Source organism: Pararhodobacter sp., from assembly GCF_036802785.1.
In the GTDB taxonomy this organism is placed as follows: domain Bacteria; phylum Pseudomonadota; class Alphaproteobacteria; order Rhodobacterales; family Rhodobacteraceae; genus Pararhodobacter.
In genome coordinates this window covers 26,149-51,167 of the sequence record NZ_DAIRVN010000012.1, presented here as the reverse complement: position 1 = coordinate 51,167, position 25,019 = coordinate 26,149, and the positions used below count along the sequence as shown (strand labels likewise).

At 63.6% G+C, this 25,019-nt stretch carries 22 protein-coding genes and 1 riboswitch; of the genes, 5 read left to right on the top strand and 17 right to left on the bottom strand.

The window, feature by feature from the left end; translation table 11 throughout:
• Positions 1-57: 57 nt before the first annotated feature.
• The 12 genes from nrdF to V7Q53_RS06475 form a co-directional block, all read right to left on the bottom strand.
• Complete coding sequence (nrdF, locus tag V7Q53_RS06530; protein ID WP_333827656.1) at positions 58-1,032, bottom strand: class 1b ribonucleoside-diphosphate reductase subunit beta; 975 nt, start codon at positions 1,030-1,032, stop codon at positions 58-60.
• A 79-nt stretch (positions 1,033-1,111) separates the two neighbouring features.
• On the bottom strand, positions 1,112-3,244 hold the full coding sequence (gene nrdE / locus V7Q53_RS06525; protein ID WP_333827655.1) for a class 1b ribonucleoside-diphosphate reductase subunit alpha: 2,133 nt from the start codon (positions 3,242-3,244) through the stop codon (positions 1,112-1,114).
• Positions 3,226-3,642: a class Ib ribonucleoside-diphosphate reductase assembly flavoprotein NrdI gene (nrdI, locus tag V7Q53_RS06520; protein ID WP_333827654.1), complete on the bottom strand. Its 417-nt coding sequence runs from the start codon at positions 3,640-3,642 to the stop codon at positions 3,226-3,228. The genes nrdE and nrdI overlap by 19 nt, the downstream gene beginning before the upstream one ends.
• 23 nt (positions 3,643-3,665) lie before the next feature.
• Positions 3,666-3,887 (bottom strand): glutaredoxin-like protein NrdH, encoded by a 222-nt coding sequence (nrdH, locus tag V7Q53_RS06515; RefSeq protein WP_333827653.1) that lies wholly within the window; start codon positions 3,885-3,887, stop codon positions 3,666-3,668.
• A gap of 103 nt (positions 3,888-3,990) precedes the next feature.
• Positions 3,991-4,178, bottom strand: a riboswitch (cobalamin riboswitch).
• 35 nt (positions 4,179-4,213) lie between these two features.
• On the bottom strand, positions 4,214-6,946 hold the full coding sequence (metH, locus tag V7Q53_RS06510) for a methionine synthase (protein ID WP_333827652.1): 2,733 nt from the start codon (positions 6,944-6,946) through the stop codon (positions 4,214-4,216).
• Entirely contained in the window at positions 6,943-7,983 is a 1,041-nt protein-coding gene (locus V7Q53_RS06505; protein WP_333827651.1) for a homocysteine S-methyltransferase family protein, read from the bottom strand. The genes metH and V7Q53_RS06505 overlap by 4 nt, the downstream gene beginning before the upstream one ends.
• Positions 7,984-8,101: 118 nt before the next feature.
• Positions 8,102-9,223, bottom strand: coding sequence for an o-succinylbenzoate synthase (menC, locus tag V7Q53_RS06500; RefSeq protein WP_333827650.1), 1,122 nt, complete (start codon positions 9,221-9,223; stop codon positions 8,102-8,104).
• Positions 9,223-10,032 (bottom strand): ATP-binding cassette domain-containing protein, encoded by an 810-nt coding sequence (locus V7Q53_RS06495; RefSeq protein ID WP_333827649.1) that lies wholly within the window; start codon positions 10,030-10,032, stop codon positions 9,223-9,225. Before V7Q53_RS06495 ends, menC begins: the two co-directional genes overlap by 1 nt.
• Complete coding sequence (locus tag V7Q53_RS06490; RefSeq protein ID WP_333827648.1) at positions 10,029-10,871, bottom strand: ABC transporter ATP-binding protein; 843 nt, start codon at positions 10,869-10,871, stop codon at positions 10,029-10,031. The genes V7Q53_RS06495 and V7Q53_RS06490 overlap by 4 nt, the downstream gene beginning before the upstream one ends.
• On the bottom strand, positions 10,868-11,752 hold the full coding sequence (locus V7Q53_RS06485) for an ABC transporter permease (protein WP_333827647.1): 885 nt from the start codon (positions 11,750-11,752) through the stop codon (positions 10,868-10,870). Before V7Q53_RS06485 ends, V7Q53_RS06490 begins: the two co-directional genes overlap by 4 nt.
• Before the next feature lies 1 nt (position 11,753).
• On the bottom strand, positions 11,754-12,674 hold the full coding sequence (locus tag V7Q53_RS06480) for an ABC transporter permease (protein ID WP_333827646.1): 921 nt from the start codon (positions 12,672-12,674) through the stop codon (positions 11,754-11,756).
• An 83-nt stretch (positions 12,675-12,757) separates the two neighbouring features.
• Complete coding sequence (locus V7Q53_RS06475; RefSeq protein ID WP_333827645.1) at positions 12,758-14,296, bottom strand: ABC transporter substrate-binding protein; 1,539 nt, start codon at positions 14,294-14,296, stop codon at positions 12,758-12,760.
• Between the two features lie 142 nt (positions 14,297-14,438).
• Here V7Q53_RS06475 and V7Q53_RS06470 point away from each other — a divergent pair, with 142 nt between their 5' ends.
• The gene (locus tag V7Q53_RS06470) at positions 14,439-15,218 is read left to right on the top strand and encodes an IclR family transcriptional regulator (RefSeq protein ID WP_333827644.1); all 780 of its coding nucleotides are present in this window, start codon (positions 14,439-14,441) and stop codon (positions 15,216-15,218) included.
• A gap of 16 nt (positions 15,219-15,234) precedes the next feature.
• Here the strand turns inward: V7Q53_RS06470 and V7Q53_RS06465 are convergent, their stop codons facing one another.
• Entirely contained in the window at positions 15,235-15,783 is a 549-nt protein-coding gene (locus tag V7Q53_RS06465; RefSeq protein WP_333827643.1) for a TetR/AcrR family transcriptional regulator, read from the bottom strand.
• Positions 15,784-15,860: 77 nt separating this feature from the next.
• Here V7Q53_RS06465 and V7Q53_RS06460 point away from each other — a divergent pair, with 77 nt between their 5' ends.
• The 3 genes from V7Q53_RS06460 to V7Q53_RS06450 all read left to right on the top strand — a co-directional run bounded on the left by V7Q53_RS06460 (position 15,861) and on the right by V7Q53_RS06450 (position 20,541).
• Positions 15,861-16,955 carry an efflux RND transporter periplasmic adaptor subunit gene (locus V7Q53_RS06460; protein ID WP_333827642.1) on the top strand — a complete coding sequence of 365 codons (1,095 nt, stop codon included), beginning with the start codon at positions 15,861-15,863 and terminating at the stop codon, positions 16,953-16,955.
• Positions 16,952-20,032 carry an efflux RND transporter permease subunit gene (locus tag V7Q53_RS06455; protein WP_333827641.1) on the top strand — a complete coding sequence of 1,027 codons (3,081 nt, stop codon included), beginning with the start codon at positions 16,952-16,954 and terminating at the stop codon, positions 20,030-20,032. Before V7Q53_RS06460 ends, V7Q53_RS06455 begins: the two co-directional genes overlap by 4 nt.
• Before the next feature lie 113 nt (positions 20,033-20,145).
• Positions 20,146-20,541: a VOC family protein gene (locus V7Q53_RS06450; protein ID WP_333827640.1), complete on the top strand. Its 396-nt coding sequence runs from the start codon at positions 20,146-20,148 to the stop codon at positions 20,539-20,541.
• Here V7Q53_RS06450 and V7Q53_RS06445 read toward each other — a convergent pair.
• A complete protein-coding gene (locus V7Q53_RS06445; RefSeq protein WP_333827639.1) occupies positions 20,493-21,095 on the bottom strand; it encodes an AraC family transcriptional regulator in 603 nt (200 codons plus the stop codon). The two genes, V7Q53_RS06450 and V7Q53_RS06445, sit on opposite strands and share 49 nt — an antisense overlap.
• A 53-nt stretch (positions 21,096-21,148) precedes the next feature.
• The gene (locus tag V7Q53_RS06440) at positions 21,149-22,018 is read right to left on the bottom strand and encodes a DMT family transporter (protein WP_333827693.1); all 870 of its coding nucleotides are present in this window, start codon (positions 22,016-22,018) and stop codon (positions 21,149-21,151) included.
• 272 nt (positions 22,019-22,290) lie between these two features.
• Here V7Q53_RS06440 and V7Q53_RS06435 point away from each other — a divergent pair, with 272 nt between their 5' ends.
• The gene (locus V7Q53_RS06435) at positions 22,291-22,521 is read left to right on the top strand and encodes a hypothetical protein (protein WP_333827638.1); all 231 of its coding nucleotides are present in this window, start codon (positions 22,291-22,293) and stop codon (positions 22,519-22,521) included.
• 97 nt (positions 22,522-22,618) lie between these two features.
• Here the strand turns inward: V7Q53_RS06435 and V7Q53_RS06430 are convergent, their stop codons facing one another.
• A complete protein-coding gene (locus tag V7Q53_RS06430; RefSeq protein WP_333827637.1) occupies positions 22,619-23,899 on the bottom strand; it encodes a flavin-containing monooxygenase in 1,281 nt (426 codons plus the stop codon).
• Between the two features lie 149 nt (positions 23,900-24,048).
• On the bottom strand, positions 24,049-24,984 hold the full coding sequence (locus tag V7Q53_RS06425) for a LysR family transcriptional regulator (protein WP_333827636.1): 936 nt from the start codon (positions 24,982-24,984) through the stop codon (positions 24,049-24,051).
• Between the last annotated feature and the right edge of the window lie 35 nt (positions 24,985-25,019).

The following is a 25,019-nucleotide window of genomic DNA, read 5'->3' as shown; positions in this document are numbered from 1 at the left end:
GTTCCGATTGTTTCCGGAACGCTAACCGCGCGCGGGTGAGAAAGACAAGTGCCCCTGTCAGAAATCCCAGTCTTCGTCTTCCGTCGCCACCGCCTTGCCAATGACATAGGACGAGCCGGAGCCGGAAAAGAAATCATGGTTCTCGCTGTCAGGCGAGAGTGCGGCCAAAATCGCCGGGTTCACCTGACAGGCGGCAGGCGGAAACAGCGCCTCATAACCAAGGTTCTGCAACGCCTTGTTGGCATTGTAATGCAGAAAGGCCTTCACATCCTCGGTCAGGCCGATTCCGTCATACAGCGTCTCGGTGTATTTCACTTCAATCTCGTAAAGATCGAACATCAGCGCAAAGGCGAAATCCTTGAGCGCATTGCGCTCCGCCTCAGGCAGGCGCTCCGCCGCGCGCTGGAATTTGTAGCCGATGTAATAGCCATGCACCGCCTCATCACGGATGATAAGCCGGATCAGATCGGCGGTATTGGTCAGCTTGCCACGGCTGGACCAGTACATCGGCAGGTAAAAGCCGGAATAGAACAGAAAGCTTTCCAGAAACACGCTGGCAATCTTGCGCCTCAGCGGGTCGGCGCCAAGGTCGTATTCCTCAAGGATCAGCCGCGCCTTGGCCTGAAGCTGCGGGTTTTCCTCCGACCAGCGAAAAGCCTCATCCACCTCGGGCGTCGTGCACAGGGTTGAGAAGATCGACGAATAGCTGCGCGCATGCACCGCTTCCATGAAGGCGATATTGGTCAGCACCGCCTCTTCATGCGCGGTCTGCGCATCGGGCAGCAGGGCGGGGGCGCCCACCGTGTTCTGGATCGTGTCCAGAAGCGTCAGCCCGGTGAAAACCCGGATCGTCAGTTCGCGCTCTTGCGGGCGCAGGGTGGCCCAGCTTTGCACATCGTTCGACAGCGGCACCTTCTCCGGCAGCCAGAAATTCACCGTCAGCCGGTTCCAGACCTCCAGATCCTTGTCATCTTCCATCCGGTTCCAGTTGATCGCGCGCGGCACTGCCCGGCCCGTTCCATGATCCTTCATCGCCAAGGCCCTTTATTCATCTGTTCAAAAATATCCCACGGGGGTCCGGGGGTGTGAAACCCCCGGCGCTATCCACCCCTCACAGACTGCAGGAAACGCAGCCCTGCACTTCGGTTCCTTCCAGCGCGGTCTGGCGCAGGCGGATGTAATAGATCGTCTTGATGCCCTTCTTCCAGGCATGGATCTGCGCGCGGTTGATATCGCGCGTCGTCGCATCCGACGGGAAGAACAGCGTCAGCGACAGCCCCTGATCAACATGTTCGGTCGCGGCGGCATAGGTGTCGATCACCGCCTCCGGGCCAATCTCATAGGCATCGCGGTAGAATTCCAGATTGTCGTTGGTCATGAACGGCGCGGGGTAATAGACCCGGCCGATCTTGCCCTCCTTGCGGATTTCGATTTTCGACGCGATCGGATGGATCGAGCTGGTCGAATTGTTGATATAGCTGATCGACCCGGTCGGCGGCACGGCCTGAAGGTTGCGGTTGTAAAGCCCGTGCTCCATCACCGCCGCGCGCAGGCTGGCCCAGTCATCGCGCCCCGGCAGCGCCACGCCCATCCGCGCGAACAGGTCGCGCACGGTATCGGTTTCGGGCAGCCAGTCGCGGCTGGTGTATTTCTCGAAATAGCGACCATCGGCATAGGTCGAGGCCTCGAACCCGGCGAAGGTACTCCCCTTTTCACGCGCCAGCGCATTTGAGGCGCGGATCGCGTGAAAGGCGATGGCGGCGAAATAGCAGCGGGTGAAATCTATCCCCTCCGCACTGCCGTAATGGATACGCTCGCGCGCCAGAAAGCCGTGCAGGTTCATCTGCCCCAGCCCCACCGCATGCGCCTCGTCATTGCCGCGCCGGACCGAGGGCACGCTGTCAATCGCCGACATCTCGGACACCGCCGTCAGCGCCCGGATCGCGGTTTCAACCGTCGCGCCGAAATCCGGCCCGTCCATTGTCGCGGCAATGTTCAGGCTGCCCAGATTGCACGAGATATCGGTGCCCATGTGGCTGTAGCTCAGGTCGTCGTTGAATTCAGATGCCGAATTGACCTGCAGAATCTCCGAGCACAGGTTCGACATGCTGATCCGCCCGGCGATGGGGTTGGCCCGGTTCACCGTGTCTTCAAACATGATATAGGGATAGCCGCTTTCAAACTGGATCTCGGCCAGCGTCTGAAAGAACGCCCGCGCGTTGATCTTTTTCTTGCGGATGCGCTTGTCGCCCACCATTTCGGCGTATTTCTCGGTGATCGCGATTTCCGAGAAGGGCATGCCATACACCCGCTCCACGTCATGCGGCGAGAACAGGTACATATCGGCATTCTCGCGCGCCAGCTCGAACGTGATATCGGGGATCACCACACCCAGCGACAGGGTTTTGATGCGAATTTTCTCATCGGCATTCTCGCGCTTGGTATCCAGAAAGCGCAGGATATCCGGGTGATGGGCGTTCAGATAGACCGCCCCCGCACCCTGCCGCGCGCCCAGCTGATTGGCATAGCTGAAGCTGTCTTCCAGCAGCTTCATCACCGGAATGACGCCGGATGACTGGTTCTCAATCCCCTTGATCGGCGCGCCATGCTCGCGGATGTTGGTCAGCATCAGGGCCACGCCGCCCCCGCGCTTGGACAGTTGCAGCGCCGAATTGATGCCCCTGCCGATCGATTCCATATTGTCTTCCAGCCGCAGCAGGAAGCACGAGATCAATTCACCGCGCGATTGCTTTCCGGCGTTCAGGAAAGTCGGCGTTGCGGGCTGGAAGCGGCCTGCGATCATCTCATCCATCAGCCGCATCGCCAGCGCCTGATCGCCGCGCGCCAGCGCCAGCGCGACCATCACCACCCGGTCCTCATAACGCTCCAGATAGCGGTTCCCGTCGCGGGTTTTCAGCGTGTAGCTGGTGTAATATTTGAAGGCGCCCAGAAAGGTGAGAAAGCGGAATTTGCGGGCAAAGGCCGCCTCCCAGATCTGGTGCAGAAACTCGCGCGGATACTGGGCCAGCACCCCGGCCTCGTAATAGCCTTCATCGACCAGATAGCCCAGCTTTTCATCCAGCGAATGAAAGAAGACGGTGTTCTGGTTGACATGTTGCAGAAAATACTCCCGCGCCGCCTTGCGGTCGGCATCAAAGCGGATGCGCCCCTCGTCATCGTAAAGGTTCAGCATCGCGTTGAGCGCGTGAAAGTCGAGCGCAGGGTTCAGGCCGCCGTCGGGCATGTCTCTCTCCAGAATGTGTCCAGCCCGGCGCGGATGCGGGCGATATCGGTCTCGGTTCCGGCCAGTTCAAAACTGTAAAGCCAGGGAACCTGGCATTTCGTGGCGATGACCCGGCCCGCAAGGGCATAGGTCGTGCCGAAGTTGCGGTTGCCGCCTGCGATCACCCCCCGGATCAGCGCGCGCCGCGCCGGGTCGTTCAGAAAGCGGATCACCTGTTTGGCGACTGCGCCCCTGCCCTGCCCGTCTGCATAGGTGGGGCAGATCAGCACATAGGGCGCGGCGGGTTCGGGCAGGGGTTCTGCGGTGTCAAACGGGATGCGCTGCGCGGGAAGGCCCAGCGCCTGCATGAAGCGCGTGGTATTGCCCGAACGCGACGAATAGTAAACCAGCCCGCCCATTTTGCCTTCCCTCGCCCCGGCGTTCAGGCCAGCTGGCCGATCAGATCAGGGCGAAAGCCCGACCAATGCTCATCGCCCGCCACCACGACGGGCGCCTGCCGGTAGCCCATCTCGGAAACGCGCGCGAAAGCGTCGGTATCCTGCGTCAGGTCAACCACGTCAAAGGCAAGGCCCTTGGCGTTGAGGGCGCGGGTGGTTGCGGTGCACTGCACGCAGGCGGGTTTGGAATAGACGGTGATGCTCATGCCCTGGTCTCTGTCTGGTTCTGGCAACGGGCAGAGGGGCCAAGCCAGACCGTTGGCATCACTGCCCGGTCTGAACCTGCGCACCCCGCACCCGCCGCGCGGTTTCAACGTCGCTGTCCTGGCAGGTCTCCTGGCTCGCGGGTCGATGCTTGGCTGGCCTTCCCGGGGTTGCCCCCAGTGACATGTTCAGCGTCGCTCGCCGCTTACAGTTGCGGGGGCAGCACCGGAATCACACCGGCTTCCCTTTTCAACCCTGAGTCGCCCCAAGGCACCATGGACACAAGCATTAGCCATGATAGGACGCATGTTGTCAACATGTAGTGTTGTCAGGCGGCCGCTGCCGTACCGCCAGAGCCGGGCACATAGTTCAGCACCGGCGCCAGCCAACGCTCGACCTCTTCCAGCGTCATGCCCTTGCGGCGCGCATAATCGGCTGCCTGATCGCGCTCGATCTTGGCAACACCGAAGTAATAGGCCTCAGGGTGCCCCATATAAAACCCCGAAACCGACGAGCCGGGCCACATCGCCATGCTTTCCGTCAGCGTGACGCCGGTCGCCGCCTCGGCATCAAGCAGGCGGAAGAGGGTGCGCTTTTCCGTATGGTCAGGCTGCGCCGGGTAGCCGGGCGCGGGGCGGATGCCGCGGTAGGGCTCGCCAATCAGCTCGGTGGGCGCGAAGGCTTCATCGCGCGCATACCCCCAATACTCGCGCCGCACCCTTTCGTGCAGCATCTCGGCCATCGCCTCGGCAAAGCGGTCGGCCAGCGCCTTGACCATGATCGCGGCGTAGTTGTCATTCTCGCGGTCAAAACGCTCGGAAATCGCGGCCTCTTCGGGGCCTGCCGTCACCACAAAGCCGCCCATCCAGTCAGGTGCCGTGCCTTCTGGCGCCACGAAATCCGACAGGGCAAGGTTGGGCCGCCCGTCGCGCTTCTGGGTCTGCTGGCGCAGGGTGTGCAGCATCGCCAGTTCCTCACGGCGCTCCGGGTCCGTGTAAAGGCGGATATCATCGCCGACCGCATTGGCGGGCCAGAAACCCACCACGGCGCGCGGCGAAAACCAGCGCTCTGCAATGATCTTCGCCAGCATCTCCTGCGCGTCAGCGAACAACGACCGCGCGGCCTCGCCCTGCTTTTCATCGTCCAGAATGCGCGGATAGACACCCTTCATCTCCCAGGTCTGGAAAAACGGCGTCCAGTCGATATAGCGCGCGATCTCGGCCAGATCCCAGTCATCGACCACCTTTGGCCCGGTGAACGAGGGCGCGGCGACCGAATAGCCCGCCCAGTCGATCTTCATCGCATTGGCGCGCGCCGCAACCAGCGGCAGGCGGGACTTGGCCGATTCGTTGCGATGGTGGCGCTCTGCCACCTCGGAATATTCCGCGCGGATCGCATCAACATAGGCGGGCTTCTGCGTGGCGCTCAGAAGCTGGCCGACCACACCCACCGCGCGGCTGGCATCGGTGACATAAACCACCTGCCCGCGATCATAGCGCGGCGCGATTTTCACCGCCGTGTGCACCTTGGACGTGGTCGCCCCGCCGATCAGCAAGGGCACACTGAACCCCTCACGCTCCATCTCGGCGGCCAGATGCACCATCTCGTCCAGCGAGGGGGTGATCAGGCCGGACAGGCCGATCACATCGACCTTCTCATCGCGCGCCACCTGCAAAATCTTCTGCGGCGGCACCATGACACCCAGGTCGATAATCTCATAATTGTTGCAGGCGAGAACCACGCCGACGATGTTCTTGCCGATATCGTGCACATCGCCCTTCACCGTAGCCATCAGCACCTTGCCCGCCGTCTGACGCTCACTGCCGCCCCCGGCGAGGCGCTTTTCCTCTTCCATATAGGGCAGCAGAATGGCGACCGCCTGTTTCATCACGCGGGCTGATTTCACCACCTGCGGCAGGAACATCTTGCCCGCGCCAAACAGATCGCCCACCACGTTCATCCCGGCCATCAGCGGCCCTTCGATCACGTCCAGCGGGCGCTTGGCGGCAACGCGGGCTTCCTCGGTATCGGCCTCGATAAACTCGGTGATGCCGTTGACCAGCGCATGCTCCATCCGCTTCTCAACCGGCCATTCGCGCCATGCCAGATCGCGCACCCGTTCTTCGCGCGCGCCACCGCGGAACCGCTCAGCCAGTTCCAGCATCCGCTCGGTCGCGGTGCCGCCGCCCTTGGGCTGGCGGTTGAGGACCACATCCTCACAAGCCTCGCGCAGGTCAGGGTCGATCTGGTCATAGACCGCCAGTTGCCCGGCGTTGACGATGCCCATGTCCATCCCGGCCTTGATGGCGTGATAGAGGAACACGGCATGCATCGCCTCGCGCACCGGCTCGTTGCCGCGAAAGCTGAAGCTGAGGTTCGACACCCCGCCCGAGACATGCGCATGCGGCAGGTTCTGGCGTATCCAGCGCGTGGCCTCGATGAAATCGACACCGTAATTGTCGTGCTCTTCAATGCCGGTGGCGATGGCGAACACATTGGGGTCAAAGATGATGTCTTCGGGCGGAAAGCTCAGTTCCTCGGTCAGGATCTTGTAGGCGCGCGCGCAGATTTCGGTCTTGCGCTTGAAGGTATCGGCCTGCCCGTCTTCGTCAAAGGCCATGACCACCACCGCCGCGCCATACGCCAGACACAGGCTGGCCTGATGGCGAAACGAGTCCTCGCCCTCTTTCAGGCTGATGGAGTTGACCACCGATTTGCCCTGCACACATTGCAACCCGGCCTCGATCACCTCCCATTTGGAGCTGTCGATCATGATCGGCACGCGGGCGATATCAGGCTCGGATGCGATGAGGTTCAGAAACTCGACCATCACCGCCTTTGAATCGATCAACCCCTCATCCATGTTGATGTCGATGATCTGCGCGCCGTTCTCCACCTGATCGCGCGCCACCTCCAGCGCGGCGGAATAATCGCGCGCAGTGATCAGCTTGCGGAACCTGGCCGAGCCGGTGACGTTGGTGCGCTCACCCACGTTCACGAAGGGAATATCCGGCGTCAGAACAAATGGCTCCAGCCCGGAAAGACGCAGATAACGGTTCATGAACGCACCTCACGCGGGGGGAAGCCCGCCACGGCCTGCGCAATCGCGGCGATATGGTCCGGCGTGGTGCCACAGCAGCCGCCGACGATATTCACCAGCCCGTCTCGCGCGAATTCGGCTACCTGCGCGGCGGTCTGATCAGGCGTTTCATCATACTGGCCAAAGGCGTTGGGCAGCCCGGCGTTGGGATAGGCGCAGGTGAATGTATTCGCCACGCCTGACAGCTCAGCCATGTGCGGGCGCATCGCGGCAGCACCCAGCGCGCAGTTCAACCCGATGGTGAAGGGCCGGGAATGGGCGATGGAATGCCAGAAGGCGGTGGGCGTCTGGCCCGAAAGCGTGCGGCCCGAGGCATCGGTGATCGTGCCCGAGATCATCAGCGGCAGGCGTTGCCCGGCTTCGGCAAAGGCCTCAAGCGCGGCAAAGATCGCGGCTTTGGCGTTGAGCGTGTCAAAGATCGTCTCAATCAGGATCAGGTCCGATCCCCCCGCCACCAGCCCGCGGATCTGCTCGCCATAGGCGCGGCGCAACTCGTCAAAGCTGACGGCGCGGTAGCCCGGGTCATTCACATCCGGGCTCATCGAGGCCGTGCGGTTGGTCGGCCCCACCGCCCCCGCGACAAAACGCGGCTTGCCGTCAATCGCGGTGGCACGCTCAATCGCGCGCCGGGCAATCCGCGCCCCTTCGCGGTTGAGGTCGAACACCGCACTTTCCAGCCCGTAATCGGCCTGCGCGATGAAGGTGGAGGAAAAGGTATTGGTCTCCACAATATCGGCGCCCGCCATGGCGAACTGGAAATGAATATCTTCAATCGCCTTGGGCTGCGTCAGGATCAACAGATCGTTGTTGCCCTTCTGCGGATGGTCCGTGTGATGCGCGCAGGAACAGCCGCCGCCGTGGCCCGCATAATCTTCCTCTGACAGGCCAAGCGTCTGAATCTGCGTGCCCATCGCGCCATCGAGTATCGCGATACGCTCGCGCACCAGCGCTTCGATCTTCGCTTGCGACGGGTGGCGCGGGATGGTGAAAAGCTGCATGAGTCCTTGGCCTTTTGATTAGCAAGGCGCAGCATTAACGCAAATCGGCCCGGATTAGAAATTCATAATGTTGCGAAAGATAATGAGCCGGGCTCATATTGGCCCGGCACACCTTGCCTCAGAAGGTCAGCGCCTCGCCTGAAACCTCGGCCAGAAACGCGCGGTCAAGCTGCACGCCGATGCCGGGGCCGGGCGGCACCGGCATCAGGCCGTTTTTAACCTCCAGCGGCTCCAGCACGATATCGCGCTTGAAATAGCGGCTGATCGAGGAGGTATCGCCCGGTTTGCGGAAATTGGGCTGGGTCGCCAGATGGATGTTATGCGCGCGCCCGATCCCGGCCTCCAGCATGCCGCCGCACCAGACCGGCACATCCCAGGCGGCGGCGATATCATGGATGCGCCGCGCCTCCAGATGCCCGGCCACGCGCCCCACCTTGATATTGATCACCCGCGCAGCGCCCCCGGCCAGCGCCTTGCGCGCATCAGCGGCGGAACGGATGCTTTCATCCAGACAGATCGGTGTTTTCAGCCGCGATTGCAGCACCGCATGATCGTGCAGATCATCATAGGCCAGCGGCTGTTCGATATAGTCCAGCCCCAAAGCATCCAGCGCGTGCATCACCTTCATATCGGCCAGGGTGTACGCGGTGTTGGCATCGACGGTCAGCGGCGTATCGGGCAGAGCTGCGCGTACGGCGGATACCAGTTCCAGATCATGGCCCGGCATGATCTTCAGCTTGATGCGCCGATAGCCCAGCGCCTGGTTCATGCGCGCCTTTTCCACCGTGTCGCGGATGTCATCAATGCCCAGCGAAATCCCCACGGGGACAGCATCACCCAGCCCGCCCAGCACGGTCGACAGGGGCAGGTTCATGGATTTTGCCCAGAGGTCCCAATAGGCCATGTCCACCATCGCCTTGGCCATCCAGTTGCCCCGCCACGGGCGCAGGATGCGGTTGAGCGCCTCAGGGTTCTCAAAGCTGGCACCAATCACCTGCGGCAGGATCGCCTGTTGCAGAAAGTCGATGCCGCCCGCGATGGTGTCATCCAGAAAATCCGGCATCGGGTCCATGACACCCTCGGCATAACCTTCCAGATCGCCGCTGCGCAGGGTCAGAAGCGGAAAGACCTTATCATACATGGTGCCGGTCGAGGTGGTGAAGGGCGCGATCAACGGCAGCCGGACAACGCGCAGTTCGGCGCTGTCGATGCGCAGGGGCGCGGCAGTAGTGGTGGGCATCATGTTTCCTCTGACAGGGGCAAGGCCACCTGCGGCACGGTCAATGCCGAGGCCAGCAGGCGGCGGGTATAATCGGATTGCGGCGCGGCGAAGAGCGGGCCCACCGGCGCCAGTTCGACAATCCTGCCCGCCTGCATCACCGCCACACGGTCGGCGATATATTCGACAACCGCCAGATCATGGCTGATGAACAGGTAGGTCAGGTTGAATTCGGCGCGCAGTTCCATCAGCAGGTTCAGCACCTGCGCCTGAACCGAGACATCCAGCGCCGAGGTGGGCTCATCGCAGATGACGATATCAGGCCGCGAGATCAGCGCGCGGGCAATCGCCACTCGCTGGCGCTGCCCGCCCGACATCTGGGAAGGGTAGGCATCAAGCATGCGCGCGGGCATGCGCAGGATATCCAGCAGTTCGCGCACCCGGCGAAGGCGCTCGCCCGCGCCGACGCCCCCGGCAATCACCAGCGGCATTTCGATCAGCTGGCGCACCGTCTTGCGCGGGTTGAGCGATGAATAGGGGTCCTGAAAGATCGGCTGCACGCGGCTGGCAAATTCGCGGCGTGGAATGCCGGGCACCGGCCGCCCCTCCAGCCGGACCTCGCCCGAGGTGGGTGTATCCAACCCCAGCAGAATACGCGACAGCGTGCTTTTGCCGCTGCCCGATTCCCCCACCAGCGCCAGCACCTCGCCGCGCTGCAGATCAAGGCTGACCTTGTCCAGCGCCAGCAACGGGCGCGCGCGGCCAAAGAGGCCGCCACCCAGCATAAACACCCGGCTGACATCGCGGATTTCCATCAACGGCGCGCTCATGCCGTGCCTCCGCCGGTCCATTCCACCGCGCCCAGCCTGTCACGGCCCCAGCGCATGCCCCGGCGCGGCACGGCGGACAAAAGCGCGCGGGTATAGGGGTGTTGGGGCCGGGTCAGCAACTCATCCACCGGGCCGCCATCAACCGTCTCGCCCGCATACATCACCTGCACCCGCTGCGCGATCCGGGCAACCACGCCGATATCATGGCTGATAAAGACCATCGCCAGCCCCCGCTCGGCCTGCAGATCGGCCAGAAGGTCAAGGATCTGCGCCTGAATGGTGACATCCAGCGCGGTGGTGGGTTCATCCGCGATCAAGAGGTCAGGGTCGCAGATAAGCGCCATGGCGATCATCACCCTCTGCCGCAGCCCGCCCGAAAGCTGGTGCGGATACACCGCCATCCGCTCAGCCGCGCGAGGAATGCCGACGCGGTTCAACAGGTCAATCGCCCGTTCCTGCGCCTCGCGCATCGGGGTCTTGTTGTGGCGCAGCCATGTTTCGGTCAGTTGGCGGCCAACGGTCAGCACCGGGTTCAGGGCGGTCATCGGCTCCTGAAAAATCATCGCCATGCGCGCGCCGCGAAGGTCGGCCATACGCCGCTCCGGCAGGCCCGGCAGGTCGGTATCGCCCAGCCGCATCTCGTCAGCCGTGACCGTGATACGCGGCGGCAACAGCCGCATCAGCGCAAACGAGGTGACCGATTTACCCGAGCCTGACTCACCGACAATCCCCAGCGTTTCACCGCGCGCCACCGTCACATCAACACCGCGCACGGCCTCGAAGATGCCGGTTGGCGTGGGGATCGAAACCCGCAGGTTGCGGCAGGTGAGCACGCTCATTCCCGTCCCTCCGGCGTCAGAACATCGCGCAGCCCGTCGCCGATCAGGTTGATGCCCAGCACCAGAATGGCAATCGCCGCACCCGGCAGGGCAATCAGGCGCGGGTCAAAGAACACCATCCCCCGCCCTTCCGATACCATCAGCCCCCAGCTTGGTGTCGGCGGCTGCACCCCCAGCCCCAGAAACGACAGCGCCGATTCCAGCAAGATCGCATGGGCGATTTCCAGCGAGGCAATCACCACCAGCGGGCCAATCAGGTTTGGCAACAGCTCCACAATCAGGATGCGCGGGGTAGAGGCCCCCATGGCGCGCGCAGCGGTGACAAATTCCTGCGCGCGCAACTGCTGGGTTGCCGAGCGCACCACCACCGCGAAACGGTCCCACAACAGCAGGCTGAGAACGGCCACCACAATCCACAGGCTGCCGCCGAAAACCGACACAATCGCCAGCGCCACCAGCACTACTGGCAAGGCCAGCCGGACCGAGACAAAGAAGGTCACCACATTATCGACCCAGCCGCCGTAATAGCCCGCGATCAGGCCCAAAGTGGTGCCGATCAGCCCGGACCCAAGCGCCGCGCAAACCCCGATCAGCAGCGACACCCGCGCGCCATGAATCAGCCGTGACAGATAATCACGCCCCAGCGCATCAGTGCCGAAAACATGCGCCCAACTGCCGCGCTCATGCCAGACGGGAGGCAGCAGGCGGCGGCTGAGGTCTTGCGCAAACGGGTCATAGGGCGCGATCAGCGGTGCGCTCAGCGCCACCAGCAGCGCCGCCAGCACGATCAGCCCGCCGATCATCAGCCCGCGATGGTTGCGCGCGCGGATCAGCAGCAGGCGGCGCGGCGAAGGGTGTTGCAGGGTTGCGATGTCGGCCATGTCAGTTCCTCACCCGGATGCGGGGGTCGGCCCAGGCGTTGATCACATCGGCCAGAAACGTCAGCCAGACATAGATCATCGCGTAAATCAGGATGATCGCCTGAATGGTGGGAAAATCGTTGCGGCCAATGCTCTCCCACGCCAGCAAGCCGATACCCCGGATGCCGAACACGCTTTCCACCACGATGGAGCCACCCAGAATGAAGCCAAACTCCACCGCCGCCACGCTGATCACCGGCAGGATCGCGTTGCGGATGGCGTGGCCGAACAGCACCTGACCGGGCAACAGCCCCTTGGCGCGGGCGGTGCGCACATAATCCGATGACAGCGCCTCGATCATCCCCGCGCGGCACAGGCGCAGCATCGAGGGCGTGGCGTAATAGCCCAGCACCAGCGCAGGCATCACGAAATGCGCCATGCTCTGTGAGCCGGAAACTGGCAGCCAGCGCAACTGCACCGCAAACAGCCAGATCAGCATCAACCCCAGCCAGAAGCTGGGCGTCGCCTGCCCGACGGTGCCCAGCATCAGCGCCACACGGTCCGGCCACTGGTTCTGGCGCACGGCGGCCAGCATGCCCAGCGGGATCGACACCAGAAGCGCAAAGGCAATGGCCAGCCCGCCCAATGTCAGTGTGGCCGGGAAACGCTCAGTCAGCAGGTCCACCACGGGGCGGCTGAAATAGTAGCTGTCGCCGAAATCACCCTGGACCGTGTGGCTGATCCAGGACAGGTATTGCACCGGAATCGGCCGGTCAAAGCCAAAGCTGCGGCGGATCACGTCGATATCGGTCTGCGTCGCCCCTTCACCGGCAATCGCCGCCGCCGGGTCACCCGACAGGAACATCAGCCCGAAGCTGATGGCCGAAACGACGAGCGCCACAAGGACGGCAATCAACAATCGCCGCAGGGTGAATCTGAGCATGCCGCAGCCTTTTCAGGTCGGTGGAAGGGTCTGCCTGTGGGGGAAGCCCCGCGCCGGACCATGCCAGCGCGAGGGGGGTGGGCTTAGCGCCAGCCCGCAGTATAGAAGCGCGGCATCTCATCGGCCGAGGGCGTGAAATCCAGCCGGGCGTCAAAGACATAATTCTTGGTATAGCTGAACAGCGGCATCCAGTAGGCGCGTTCGGCAATCAGTTGCAGCGCGCCCGCATAGGCCGCCAGCCGCTCCTCCGGGTCAGACGCCAGATCACCCGCGCGGATCGCCTCCTGCACTTGTGCGTCATCGGCGGGGTCATCGGGGCCACCGCCAAAGAAATAGCTGGTGATCGCCGATACATCCGGGATCGACGAGGAACCCCAGCTCATGTTCGCCAGCGGCACCTGACCATTGCGGATCATCTCGGCCAGCGCTGAATACTGCATCCAGCGCAGGTTGGTCTGCACACCGACCGCCGCCAGATCACCCATGATCGCCTCAACCACCTCACGGTCGCGGTAGCCATAAATATCCACCGTCAGCCCGTCGGCATATCCGGCCTCGGCCAGCAGGGCGCGGGCGGTTTCGGGGTCATACTCATAGGCCACGACATCATCGGTGCAGCCGAACTGGGTGGGGTGGCAGGCGGCATTCACCAGAACGCTGTTCTCGCCCATCAGATACTGCGCAATGCGCGCGCGGTTGATCGCATGCCCCATGGCGCGCCGAACCTGCGGATCGGTGAAGGCGTCGGAGCCGCTGGTGCCCTGAATGTCGAAGGAGAGATAGCTGATGCGCATCGTCGGCGCATTCACGGCCTCCAGATGCGGGGCCTGCGCCAGCGCCTCGGCCTGATCGTTGCTGATACCCCAGATCCAGTCAATCCCGCCGGTCATCAGCTCGGCAATCTGCGTCGAGCTGTCGGTGATGGTGCGATAGGTGATCTGTGCCAGTTCCGCGTCGCTTTTGGGGCCGCCCGCAAAATAACCGGCGTTGCGCTCCATCACCACGCGGTCGCCCGCATTGAAGCTGGTCACGCGGTAGGGGCCGGTGCCATTGGGCGCGACCGAGCCAAAGCGGCGGCGGCCGTCAGCGCCCGTCTCGGCGGCATCGAAATGCCCCTCGGGCAGGATCGGCAGCACCAGCGCCAGATAGGAAAGCACCGCCGGGAAGGGCTCGTTCATGTTCAGGCGCACGCTGTTCGGCCCGGTCTGCTCGGCGCTGTCCAGCCAGCGGATATCACCGTAGTTCAGAACGCCATTGGCCTCATCCGCGATGAAGTTGAAAGTATAGACCACATCTTCGGGGCCAAAGCCGGACCCGTCGTGAAAGGTCACATCCTCGCGCAGGTCAAACTCAATGGTGACGGGGTCAATCTGGCGGAATTCAGTGGCCAGCAGCGGCAGGAAGCGCTCGCTCTCCAGATCCCAGTACACCAGCCCGTCATAGACATGCTGCGCCAGCACCACAGCTTCGCGCGAGGTGTCGAAATAGGTGTCGGCGGCGGTAACCTCACGCTCGGCAGCCCAGATCAGGCTGTTGTCATCGGGCCCGGCAAGCGCCGGTGCCCCCTGAAATGCCAGCGCAAGCGCGATGGCCGTGCTGGTCCGGAGATAGTTGTACTTCATGATCATCATCCCCTGCTGGTACTTCGTTATTTGTGTTTGCTTATCATTATTTGATAGTATATATTAAACATCAATCGCATTTGCCCTGTCAAGGGCCTGCCTCCGGTTTCGGAGGCCTCAAAGCCTGTTCAGGGAAGCCGCCATGCCACCCGCCACACAGCCGACCGTCCTTGCCTCAACGCTGGAGCGTGGAATGCGCGTGCTGGCGCTGTTCCGCACCCATCTCACCCCCCTGTCGCTGAGCGAGATCACGGAATTGGCCGGGCTTGAGAAAAGCGCGGCCCAGCGCCTGACCTATACGCTGCACGCGCTGGGCTATCTGGAGCGCGACGAGAAAACCCGCCGCTACCGCCCCGGCCTGCGGATACTTGATCTGGCCTATGCCTATCTGATCCATGACCGGCTGCTGGAACGCGCGCTGCCGCATATGATCGAACTCAGCCGCAAGATGCGCACCACGGTCAATCTGGCGGTGCTTGACGGGTATGAGGTGATCTACAAGGCGCGCATCCCGCGCTCCAGCCTGTCCTATGACGCCGCGCTGATCGGGGTGCGGCAGCCCGCGCTGATGACGGGGATCGGCCAGGTCATCGCGGCCTTCTCGCCGCCGGAGGTGATCGCGGGGCTGCTGACCCAGCCATTGCCCGCGCCGCAAACGCCTTTCACCTGTCAGGACCCCGCGCTGATTCGCACACGTGTGGAACAGGCACGCCATGACGGTTTCATCATCTCGTCGCAGCAGATCATGTTGCAGGAAGTTGTGGTGTCAGCGCCGGTTTTCGGGCCGAACCGGGTTGCCGTCGCGGGAATCAGCATGCCGGTCTATATGCCCGACTGGACCGAGGAGCGCGTCCGCGCCGAGCTGGTTCAGCCCCTGACCGAGGCCACGCGCACCATCTCCACCAGCGTGGCCCGGCTTTGACGGCACCTGCCGGGCGTTACTTGAGGCGCTGAAACAGCCATTCGGCCATCCGGCCGATTTCATCGCTGTCAAGCACTTCGGTGTTAAGCAATTCGGCGTTGCGCACCGCCTGAATGGCCAAGAAGGCCACCACGGCAAAATCCGGGTCGGTCGCATTGGCGCGGATGCGGTTCAGGAAATTGCGGTGGTGCCGCTGAATCGGTTCAAGCATGCCCGGGTCATCCGCAATCACCGCCAGAAGGCCCGAGGGCGGCGGGATCCGGCATTTCCGATCGTCGATAAAATGCTGCACAAAGGCTTGAATCACCGCATTCGGGCGGCCAGATCGCTCTGCATCCTGAAGAACGTTATCGAAACGGGACAGAAAACCATCTACCATTGCCTCAAGCAGTTTTGACTTGCTGGGAAAATGATACAGCAGCCCGCCTTTCGATACGCCCGCTTCAGCCGCAACGGCATCAAGCGACATCGCGCCGGGCCCCTCGGTGCGGGCGATTGCCTCGGCGGCATCAATCAGTCGCTGCCGGGTATTTCCTTTGGTGCGCGGAGTTGTCTGGTCGCTCATGGCTGCCTCATTGACTTTACCGTCCAGACGGTATACCTCCGCCATTCAAAATTCAAGCCCAAGCGGGAATCGACACAATGATCAAGCGCCTCGTGATTGCCGTAATCCTTCTGGGCCTCGTTGCCACGGGGTTGGTGGGGTTCAACCTGTTCCGCGACCGTATGATCGCCGACTTCTTCGCCAACATGCCGGTTCAGCCTCTGCCGGTTGAGGTAGTTGAAGCGCGCGCAACCGAATGGCAGCCCACGCTGACGGCCATCGGCACGGTCCATGCCGCACAGGGCGTCGATCTGACGGTGGAGGCCGCCGGCATCGTGCGCGAAATCGGCTTTGCGCCGAACACCGAAATCCCGGAGGGTGAGCTGCTTCTGCGGCTGGACAGCGAAGTGCAGCGGGCTGATCTGGCCGCCGTGCGCGCCCAGCTTGAACTGGAACGCACCAACCTTGACCGCCAGCAGGAACTGCAAAGCCGTGGTGTGGCGTCGAATGTCACGCTGGACCAGTCGCGCGCAGCCTTCACCGCGTCTGAGGCACAACTGGCCCGCGCCGAGGCGGTGATCGCCCAGCGCGAACTGCGCGCGCCCTTTGCGGGCACCATCGGTCTGGCCCGGGTGGATATCGGCCAATACATCTCGCCGGGCACCATCGTCACCACCTTGCAGGATCTCGATACCATGCGGGTGGATTTCAGCCTGCCCGAACAGACGCTGCCCTATCTTCATGTCGGCCAGCGCCTGCATGTCCGCATTGAGGGGGATGAGCGCCGCTTTGACGGGGAAATCACCGGGATCGACCCGCGGGTTGACCCCAGCTCGCGCATGGTGTCGCTGCGCGGGCGAGTGGACAACCCTGATTTCGCCCTGACGCCCGGCCAGTTCGCCCGTGTCGAGATTGACCTGCCGACTGAAACCGGGGTGATCGCCCTGCCGCAGACCGTCGTGATCAGCAGCCTGTATGGCGATTACCTTTATGTCGTGCGCGACAACGAAGAAGCCGACGAAGACGGGCTGATCGTGCGGCAGGTCTTTGTCACCACCGGCCGCCGCTCAGGCGCTCTGGTGGAAATCAGCGAGGGCGTTGCGCCCGGCGACCGGATTGTGGCCACCGGCCAGAACCGGCTGAACAACCGCGCCCCCGTCACCATCTCCGACACGCTGGAGCCCGCGCAATGAACCTTTCCGCACCGTTCATCAAACGGCCTGTCGCGTCGACCGTGCTGGGCCTGATGATCATTCTCATGGGGCTGATGGGGGCGATCGGCCTTCAGACGCGCCAGTATCCTGAGGTGGATGAGACGGTGATCACCGTCACCACCATCTATCCCGGCGCTTCAGCCGAACTGATCCAGGGCTTTGTCACCGCGCCGATCTCAAGCGCGGTGGCCACCGCCGAAGGGGTGGATTACATCACCAGCCAGTCGCGCCCCTCGGCCTCGGTGGTGACGGTCAACATGCGGCTGGGCGAAAACCCGGATGCCGCGCTGACCGAGGTGATCTCGAAGGTGCAGCAGGTGCGCTCGCAACTGCCCGAAGATGCCATGGACCCTTCCATCGTCAAGGGCACGGGCATGACATTTGCCACGATGTATCTGGCGGTGCAGAACCCCAACATGACCGCCGAGCAGGTCACCGAATACATCGAGCGGGTGATCGTGCCGCGCATGTCCACCGTTGAGGGCGTCGCCGAAAGCCAGGTCATGGGCGCGGCGAATTACTCGATGCGCGTCTGGCTTGATCCGATCCGGATGGCCGGTCAGGGCCTGACCGCGACCGAGGTCATGGGCGCGATCAACAACGCCAACTTTCTGGCCGCACCCGGGCGCACCCGCAACGAGATGGTGACCTATGCCATCACGATGGATTCGACACTGCGAACGCCCGAAGCCTTTGGCCAGCTGCCGATTTCCGGCAGCGGCAACGAAGTGGTGCGGCTGAGCGATGTCGCCTTTGTCGAACTCGCAGCCGAAAACAGCGACATGGTGGTGTCGTTCAACGGTGAGCCGGGCACCTTTCTGGGTGTCTTCCCCACCCCTTCCGCCAACCCGCTGGACATGTCGGCGGCCGTTCTCGCGGACCTGCCCGCCATCCAGAACAGCCTGCCTGACGGCATGACCCTGACCCTGATGTATGACGGCACCGAGCAGATCTCGGCCTCGATCAACGAAGTGTTGCGCACCATCGTCGAGGCCACGCTGATCGTAGGGCTGATCATTCTGCTGTTCCTGGGCTCTTTCCGCTCGGTCACCATTCCGCTGGTGGCGATTCCGCTGTCGCTGGTGGGGGTGCTGTTTTTCCTGTTCCTGATGGGCTATTCGATCAACCTGCTGACGCTGCTGGCGATGGTGCTGGCGATCGGTCTGGTGGTCGATGACGCGATCATCGTGGTTGAGAACGTCCAGCGCCATATCGACGAAGGCAAGACGCCGATGCAGGCCGCCTTCACCTCGATGCGCGAACTGGGAACGGCGATCATCGCCATGATGCTGACACTGATCGCGGTGTTCCTGCCCCTGTTCTTCACCGGCGGGCTGACCGGCGCGCTGTTCCGCGAATTTGCGATCACGCTGGCGGGTGCGGTGTTCATCTCGGGCGTGGTGGCACTGACCATCTCGCCGATGATGGCCGCGCGCGTGCTCAAGAAGGGCGGCGAGAACCGGTTTCAGAAGGGCCTCAACCGCGGCTTCCTGCGGTTCGAGGGCTGGTATGAACGCCGGGTGACGGCCACGCTGAAATACACGCCGGTCACCATTCTGATGGTGGCGGTGCTGGTGGCACTGACCGGGTTCCTGTTCATGAAGACCTCGTCCGAACTGGCCCCGGAAGAGGATGCAGGCGCGCTCTTCTCGTTCATCAACGCGCCCTCCTACGCCACAACCGATTACACCAGTCGCTACGTCAACCAGATGGCCGAACTGACCGGCGATCTGCCGGAACTGGACGCCAGCTTCTCGATTGTCGGCTTCGGCGGACAGACAAATACCGGGATCATGCTCTGGGCCTTTAACGACTGGGCAGACCGTGAGCGCAGACAGGCCGAGATTCAGGCCGATCTGCAAGAACGGCTGGCACCCATTGCAGGCGTACAGGCGTTTGTCTTTTCGCCCCCCTCGCTGCCCGGTGCGGGCGGCGGGCTGCCGATTTCGCTGGTGGTGCAGTCAACCGGCGACCCTGCGCAGGTCTATGAAGTTGCCGAACAGATCCGGCAGGAGGCGCAGGCATCGGGCCGGTTCATCGTCGTGCAGAACTCGCTGGCCTTTGACACCACGCAGGTGCTGGTCACGGTTGACCGTGACCGCGCGGCGGCGCTGAACCTACCCGCAAGTCAGGTGGGCAGCACGCTCAGCCTGCTGGTCGGCGACGGTGCGATCTCGCGGTTTGACCGCGATTCAAACAGCTATGACGTGATCCTGCAGGTACCGCAGGAATACCGCGACAACCCTGAGCGGCTGAGCGAATTCTACGTCCGCTCACTGGGCGGTGAGATGGTGCCGCTGTCCGCCGTGGTCAATATCGAGACCCGGGTGGCCGCGCAGGCGATCGAGCAGTTCAACCAGCTCAATTCGGCCACGATCACCGCGTTGCCCATGATCGGCACCTCCACCGGCGACGGCCTTGCCACGCTGGAAGAAATCGCCCGCCCGCTGCTGCCCGGCGGCTTCTTCATCGACTATGCGGGCCAGTCGCGGCTCGAAAAGTCCGAGGGCAACACCATCGTTGTGGCCTTCGCGCTGGCGCTTGTAGTGATCTATCTGGTGCTGGCCGCGCAGTTTGAAAGCGCGCGTGACCCGCTGATCATCCTGATGTCGGTGCCGCTGTCGATCTTCGGGGTGATGGTGCCGCTCAATCTGGGGTTGGGAACGCTCAACATCTACACTCAGGTGGGGCTGATCACGCTGATCGGGCTGATCACCAAGCACGGCATTCTGCTGGTTGAATTTGCCAACCAGCTCAGGCGCGAACAGGGGCTGGACCGTACTGCGGGGATGATCGCCTCGGCCCGGATGCGGCTGCGCCCGATCCTGATGACCACCGCCGCCACCGCGCTGGGTGTCGTGCCGCTGATGACCGCCGATGGTGCGGGTGCGGCGGCGCGCTTTGCGATGGGTCTGGTGATCTTCTCGGGTATCACCGTGGGCACAGTCTTCACGCTGTTCGTGGTGCCCACCGTCTATGTTCTCGTCTCGCGCAAGGAGCTGGCCCCCGCGCCGGAAGAACCCGACGCCGAAGAAGGCGCGCATTCCCCGGCCTGATATCCGCAGGGCGCGGCGATGTGGTGATCATTCAGGAATGGCGTGATCATTCAAGACCGGCGTTCCGGGGTGGGATATCCCTGCCCCGGAACCGCGCCACTCAGGAGAACCGAATGATCTTTCGCTACACCATCCTTTACGTCGATGACGTGCCCGCCACCCTGGATTTCTACGAACGCGCCTTCGGGCTGGAGCGGGGCTTTCTGCACGAATCGGGCGATTACGGCGAGATGGCCACCGGCGCTACAAAGCTGGCCTTCTCCTCAACCAAGCTGATGCGTCAGTTGGGCAAAGACCCGGCCCGGCCCGCGCCCAAGGCCCCTGTGTTCGAGCTGGCGTTCGAGGCCGAGGATGTGCCCGCAGCCCTCAACCGCGCGCTGGCGGCAGGCGCAACCCTGCTCCAACCCGCCCGGGATGAGCCATGGGGCCAGACCACCGCCTATGTCAGCGATCTCAATGGCTATCTTGTCGAAATCTGCTCAGCCGTCCAGTTGCCCAGCGCAGGCTGACCCAGCAGCAGGCGAAGCCCCGCATCCCGGCGCAACTGCGCCGGGCTATGGCCGAACCAGCGCTTGAGCGCGCGTGTCATATGCGCCTGATCGCTGAAGCCACACTCTGCCGCAATCTCGGCCAGCGGTGCGGGCGTGGGCAAAAGCGCCACGGCCCGGCGGGCGCGGGCCAGAAGCCGCCAGAACTCAGGCGGGGGCAGATGCCTGTCCTGAAACCGCCGCTGAAGGCTGCGCAGCGACATCCCGCTTTCCCGGGCAACCCCGGCCACGCCGGCCCCGGGCCGGGTCAGCGCCACAATCGCATCGTCCAGCGCGCCCCATTCCGCCAGCGCATCGCCCAGAATTGTCGTAGCGCGCCCGGTGTCGGCGGCAACCGCCGCCAGCACCTTGTGCGAAACGCTGGCACCGGGCCGCAGCCGGTAGCCGCTGATCTCGGTTCCCGGCATCATGACGGCGTGACGCGGCGAAAAATCAAACGTCGTCAGCACCACATGCGGCGGCGCATCGGGCGGGCGCACCACCAGCACATCGCGGCAACCGTCCGGAAAGACCAACGCAGTTTCCCGACTGGCAGCGCGGAAGTGCCATGGCTGAAACGCACTCATGCTCATAACGCGGGGTGGCGCGACAGCATCTGTTCGCGCGCGATGACATAAAGCCCGGCCGCCATGATCACCACGATCCCCGCCGCCGCCAGCCCGTTGGGCCATTCATAAAACGCCAGCCAGCCCACCACGGCAGCAATGGGAATTTCCAGATACTGCATCGGCGCAAGCGTTGCCGAAGGGGCAAAACGCAGGCTCCAAGTCATCAGCAGATGCGCCAGCGTGCCCAGCACCCCCAGCGCCAGCAGAAGCGACGCCACGAACCAGTCGGGCGTGATCATCTGCAACGCCGGATGCGTGCCATGCCCCAGCACCACCACCGGCACCAGAATCACCAGCGCCTGAACCCCGCTCAGCGCCTGCATCGCCACCGCATCAATCGTCTTGGCAACCAGCCGGGTGACCAGCATGAACAGCGCGAAGGTCACCGCAACCAGCACCGGCAGCAGCGCGGGCCAGCCCACGGTGGCAAAATTGGGCTGGATCACCAGCAATGTGCCCGCAAACCCCACCGCACAGGCTACACTCCGGTGCGGCCCCACAGTTTCGCCCAGCACAAAATGGCCCAGCAGCAGCATGATGAAGGGCATGACAAAGGCAATCGCCAGCGTATCGGCCAGCGGCATGTAGCGCAGCGAGGTGAACATGGCGCCGATACCAATCACATGCAGCAGGCTGCGCAGGCCCAGCAGCCAGAACACCCGCCGCCCGGGCCAGAAGCGCTGCCTTGCCCACCAGACCAGCGGCAGCAGAATCACCACCTGAATCGCGAAACGCACCACCAGCAACTGGCCCAGCGGCACATAATGTCCCAGAAACTTGGCAATCGCATCGCTCATCGGGGCAAGCACGCAAAAACCAAGCATCAGCATGATGCCCAGAAAGGGACGATCCGCAGCGGGGATGATTGTGGACACGCGCGCGCTCCGTTATCGGGAAGGCCGCAGTCAATGCCAGCGCGGCGCCGAAGGCAACCCCGCGCGGCACCTGCGCCGCCTTCAGCAGCGCGCGCTGTCAGCAGAAAACGGCCTGCGCCTTTCCGCCCAACGCCGGGATGCGCCGCAGGTCAGACGGAACGATCATCCCGGCGGCGGGTTAACATCACATGGCCCTGACGGGGCCGTCTAAACTGAGGAGAATACTGATGCAGAAACTTGCCATTGCAGCCTTCGCCCTGACCCTGATCGCCGGCCCGGTGCTGGCTCAGGATGCGACGGAGCACGAATTCCCGATGACCATGACCGATTTCATGATGGCCTATCCGGATGCCTCGCCCGATGATTTCGACATGGTCGATGCCGATGGCGACGGCGAGATCACCGAAGAAGAATTCAACGTCGCCCGCGATTCCGGGCTGATCGGCGACGACGCCTGATCACCCCAACCCGCTTGCCCCCGGCTGACAGGCCGGGGGCTTTCCGCCGCACACGCCGGGTGCGGCGTTTCGCGTTCCGGCGCTCGCCCCTGCCCGCTCATCCCTCCCGCATGGCACCTGCGCGGCGCTGTGCCTCCTGATGATACGCAAGATATCTGCGCTGGATCGCGATATGTTCGGCGACATGCGCGGCGTCATGCCAGACACCCCAGATGAAGCTTGAGCCACGGCGCGTCTGCCACGGCAGGCCCAGAAAATAGATCCCCGCCTCAACCGAGACCCCGCGCTGGTGGCGCGGCTTGCCGCCCTCATCAAAGGCGTCAACCTTCAGCCAGCCGTAATCAACCCCAAAGCCCGTAGCCCAGATGATGGTGCCCACCCCCGCCTGCACCAGATCAAGCGACAAAAGCGGGTTTGTCACGCAATCCGGGTCCGGTTCCTTGTGCCGCGCCTGTGGCTCCTGCGGCAGGTCAAGGCCGTTGCGGGCGACATAAGCATCGGCCTCATCCAGAAGCGACAGAAGGTTGGCATCCCCCCGCGCCAGATTGCGCGCAAGGTCGGGGGCAAAGGTCAGCGCACCCCTCGCAAACCCCTCGGTGCGCCCCACCAGCACCAGCCCCCGCGCCGCAAGGCGGCGGAAATCAATGGTCTCACCGCCATGGGCACCGCTGACCGCGATGGTCACATGCCCGGTGCCGGGGGCCGAGGCGGCAGCGTCCCACTTACCCAGCACACCCAGCCACCAGACAAAATCCCGCCCCCGGTAGCTGCGCGGCGGGCGGTCATGCGGGCCGACCGAGAGATAGACCTTGCGCCCCGCGCGTGACAATTCATCGGCAATCTGCACCCCGGAAGAGCCTGCGCCAACCACCAGCACCGCGCCATCAGGCAGTTGCGCGGGGTTGCGGTAGGCCGTGGAATGCATCTGCACCACACCCGCCTCCTGCGGCACAAGCGCGGGGATGACCGGGCATTGAAACGGCCCCGTCGCGGCAACAACCCGCGCCGCCTCGATCACCCCTTGCGAGGTTTCCACCCGGAACCCGCCCGCTCCCTCGATCCGGCGCACCGATGTCACCTCTACCCCGCAGCGGATCGGTGCGGCGATCTGTCTGGCATAGGCCACGAAGTAATCGGCAACCTCCTCCTTGCCGGGGAAGCCATCCGGGCCCGTGCCCGCAAATTCCCTCCCCGGAAAGCGGTCATGCCAGGCCGGGCCATTGGCCACCAGCGAATCCCACCGCTCCGAGCGCCAGCGCTCGGCGATGCGGTGACGCTCCAGCACCAGATGCGGCACGCCGTGGCGGCTGAGATGCTCGCTCATCGCCACCCCGGCCTGCCCGGCGCCCACCACCAGCGTGTCGGTCGTTTCTGTCATCGCAGCGTCCTTTGCCGACGGGGAAGGCCCAGGGCAGCAGGCCCGGGGGTCAGCGCCAGTCTAGGGCCGGGCACCGGGCGCGGAAAACATGATTTTGTGAAGCATTGATTGGGCATTCGCTAAGCGCCGCGCCTGCCCCGCCGGTCACGCTAACCCGGCATGATCTTGCGCAGCCCCGGCAATTCATCCGCCGCCAGCATCGTCTTGCTGTGCGCCACCAGCGCCCGCACCGCGTTTGAGCGCGCGGCATCCTGCGCCATCAGCAGCCCCATCCGCAGCGCGCGCACCGGGCCGGAAAGCGGGATGAACCGCAACGGCTTGCCATCCGGCGACTGGTCACTGAGCGGGCGGACATTGGCGATGGAATAGCCATAGCCATTCGCCACAAGGCTGCGCATCACCGCCATGTCGCGGGTGCGCTCAGCGATCCGGGGCGCAGACCCCGCACCCTGAAAAAGCGACAGGAAGTAATCAGAACTCAGCGGCAGATCCAGCAGCACCATCGGCTGATCCGTCAGATCGTCGATACTGACCGCGCCCTGCCCGGCCAGCGGATGCGCGGCACTGACGATCACGAAGGGCGGCAGCGTCAGCAGCGCCGTGAATTGCAGATCAGCGGGCAGATCCAGATCATAGGTCAGCGCGATATCAATCTCTGAGCGGCGCAAAGCGCTGAAGATTTCCACCTGATCAAGCTCGGACTGGCGCATCCGCACATCAGGATGTGCCGCTTCAAAACTGCGTCTGAGCGCGGGAAGAACCACCTGCGCAAAGGTCACAAGGCAGCCCACCGCCATCGGCCCGCGCACCGAACCCGCGATATCGCCCGCGATATCCATCAGCGCATGCGCCTCGCGCAGCACCACACGCGCCTGCGCCAGCATCTCGCGCCCCGCCTGCGTCAGCGACAGGCCCTGCGCATGCTGGCGCACAAAAAGTGGCAGGCCGAATTGCTGTTCCAGCTGCGCCACGGCGGCCGAGATCGACGGCGACGAGACATTCACCTTCTCAGACGCCCGCGCGATGCTTCCGGTTTCCCCGACAGCGACGAAATATTCCAGCTGCCGGAGGGTGTATTTCAGCATTGCTCTCCCGGCGCGGTCAGGTTGGGTCAGGGGGC

Bases quoted from the DNA above. Each gene is read 5' to 3' on its own strand.
- nrdF (WP_333827656.1), bottom strand. From the start codon at position 1,032: ATGAAGGATCATGGAACGGGCCGGGCAGTGCCGCGCGCGATCAACTGG.
- nrdE (WP_333827655.1), bottom strand. From the start codon at position 3,244: ATGCCCGACGGCGGCCTGAACCCTGCGCTCGACTTTCACGCGCTCAAC.
- nrdI (WP_333827654.1), bottom strand. From the start codon at position 3,642: ATGGGCGGGCTGGTTTACTATTCGTCGCGTTCGGGCAATACCACGCGC.
- nrdH (WP_333827653.1), bottom strand. From the start codon at position 3,887: ATGAGCATCACCGTCTATTCCAAACCCGCCTGCGTGCAGTGCACCGCA.
- metH (WP_333827652.1), bottom strand. From the start codon at position 6,946: ATGAACCGTTATCTGCGTCTTTCCGGGCTGGAGCCATTTGTTCTGACG.
- V7Q53_RS06505 (WP_333827651.1), bottom strand. From the start codon at position 7,983: ATGCAGCTTTTCACCATCCCGCGCCACCCGTCGCAAGCGAAGATCGAA.
- menC (WP_333827650.1), bottom strand. From the start codon at position 9,223: ATGCCCACCACTACTGCCGCGCCCCTGCGCATCGACAGCGCCGAACTG.
- V7Q53_RS06495 (WP_333827649.1), bottom strand. From the start codon at position 10,032: ATGAGCGCGCCGTTGATGGAAATCCGCGATGTCAGCCGGGTGTTTATG.
- V7Q53_RS06490 (WP_333827648.1), bottom strand. From the start codon at position 10,871: ATGAGCGTGCTCACCTGCCGCAACCTGCGGGTTTCGATCCCCACGCCA.
- V7Q53_RS06485 (WP_333827647.1), bottom strand. From the start codon at position 11,752: ATGGCCGACATCGCAACCCTGCAACACCCTTCGCCGCGCCGCCTGCTG.
- V7Q53_RS06480 (WP_333827646.1), bottom strand. From the start codon at position 12,674: ATGCTCAGATTCACCCTGCGGCGATTGTTGATTGCCGTCCTTGTGGCG.
- V7Q53_RS06475 (WP_333827645.1), bottom strand. From the start codon at position 14,296: ATGAAGTACAACTATCTCCGGACCAGCACGGCCATCGCGCTTGCGCTG.
- V7Q53_RS06470 (WP_333827644.1), top strand. From the start codon at position 14,439: ATGCCACCCGCCACACAGCCGACCGTCCTTGCCTCAACGCTGGAGCGT.
- V7Q53_RS06465 (WP_333827643.1), bottom strand. From the start codon at position 15,783: ATGAGCGACCAGACAACTCCGCGCACCAAAGGAAATACCCGGCAGCGA.
- V7Q53_RS06460 (WP_333827642.1), top strand. From the start codon at position 15,861: ATGATCAAGCGCCTCGTGATTGCCGTAATCCTTCTGGGCCTCGTTGCC.
- V7Q53_RS06455 (WP_333827641.1), top strand. From the start codon at position 16,952: ATGAACCTTTCCGCACCGTTCATCAAACGGCCTGTCGCGTCGACCGTG.
- V7Q53_RS06450 (WP_333827640.1), top strand. From the start codon at position 20,146: ATGATCTTTCGCTACACCATCCTTTACGTCGATGACGTGCCCGCCACC.
- V7Q53_RS06440 (WP_333827693.1), bottom strand. From the start codon at position 22,018: ATGCTGATGCTTGGTTTTTGCGTGCTTGCCCCGATGAGCGATGCGATT.
- V7Q53_RS06435 (WP_333827638.1), top strand. From the start codon at position 22,291: ATGCAGAAACTTGCCATTGCAGCCTTCGCCCTGACCCTGATCGCCGGC.
- V7Q53_RS06430 (WP_333827637.1), bottom strand. From the start codon at position 23,899: ATGACAGAAACGACCGACACGCTGGTGGTGGGCGCCGGGCAGGCCGGG.
- V7Q53_RS06425 (WP_333827636.1), bottom strand. From the start codon at position 24,984: ATGCTGAAATACACCCTCCGGCAGCTGGAATATTTCGTCGCTGTCGGG.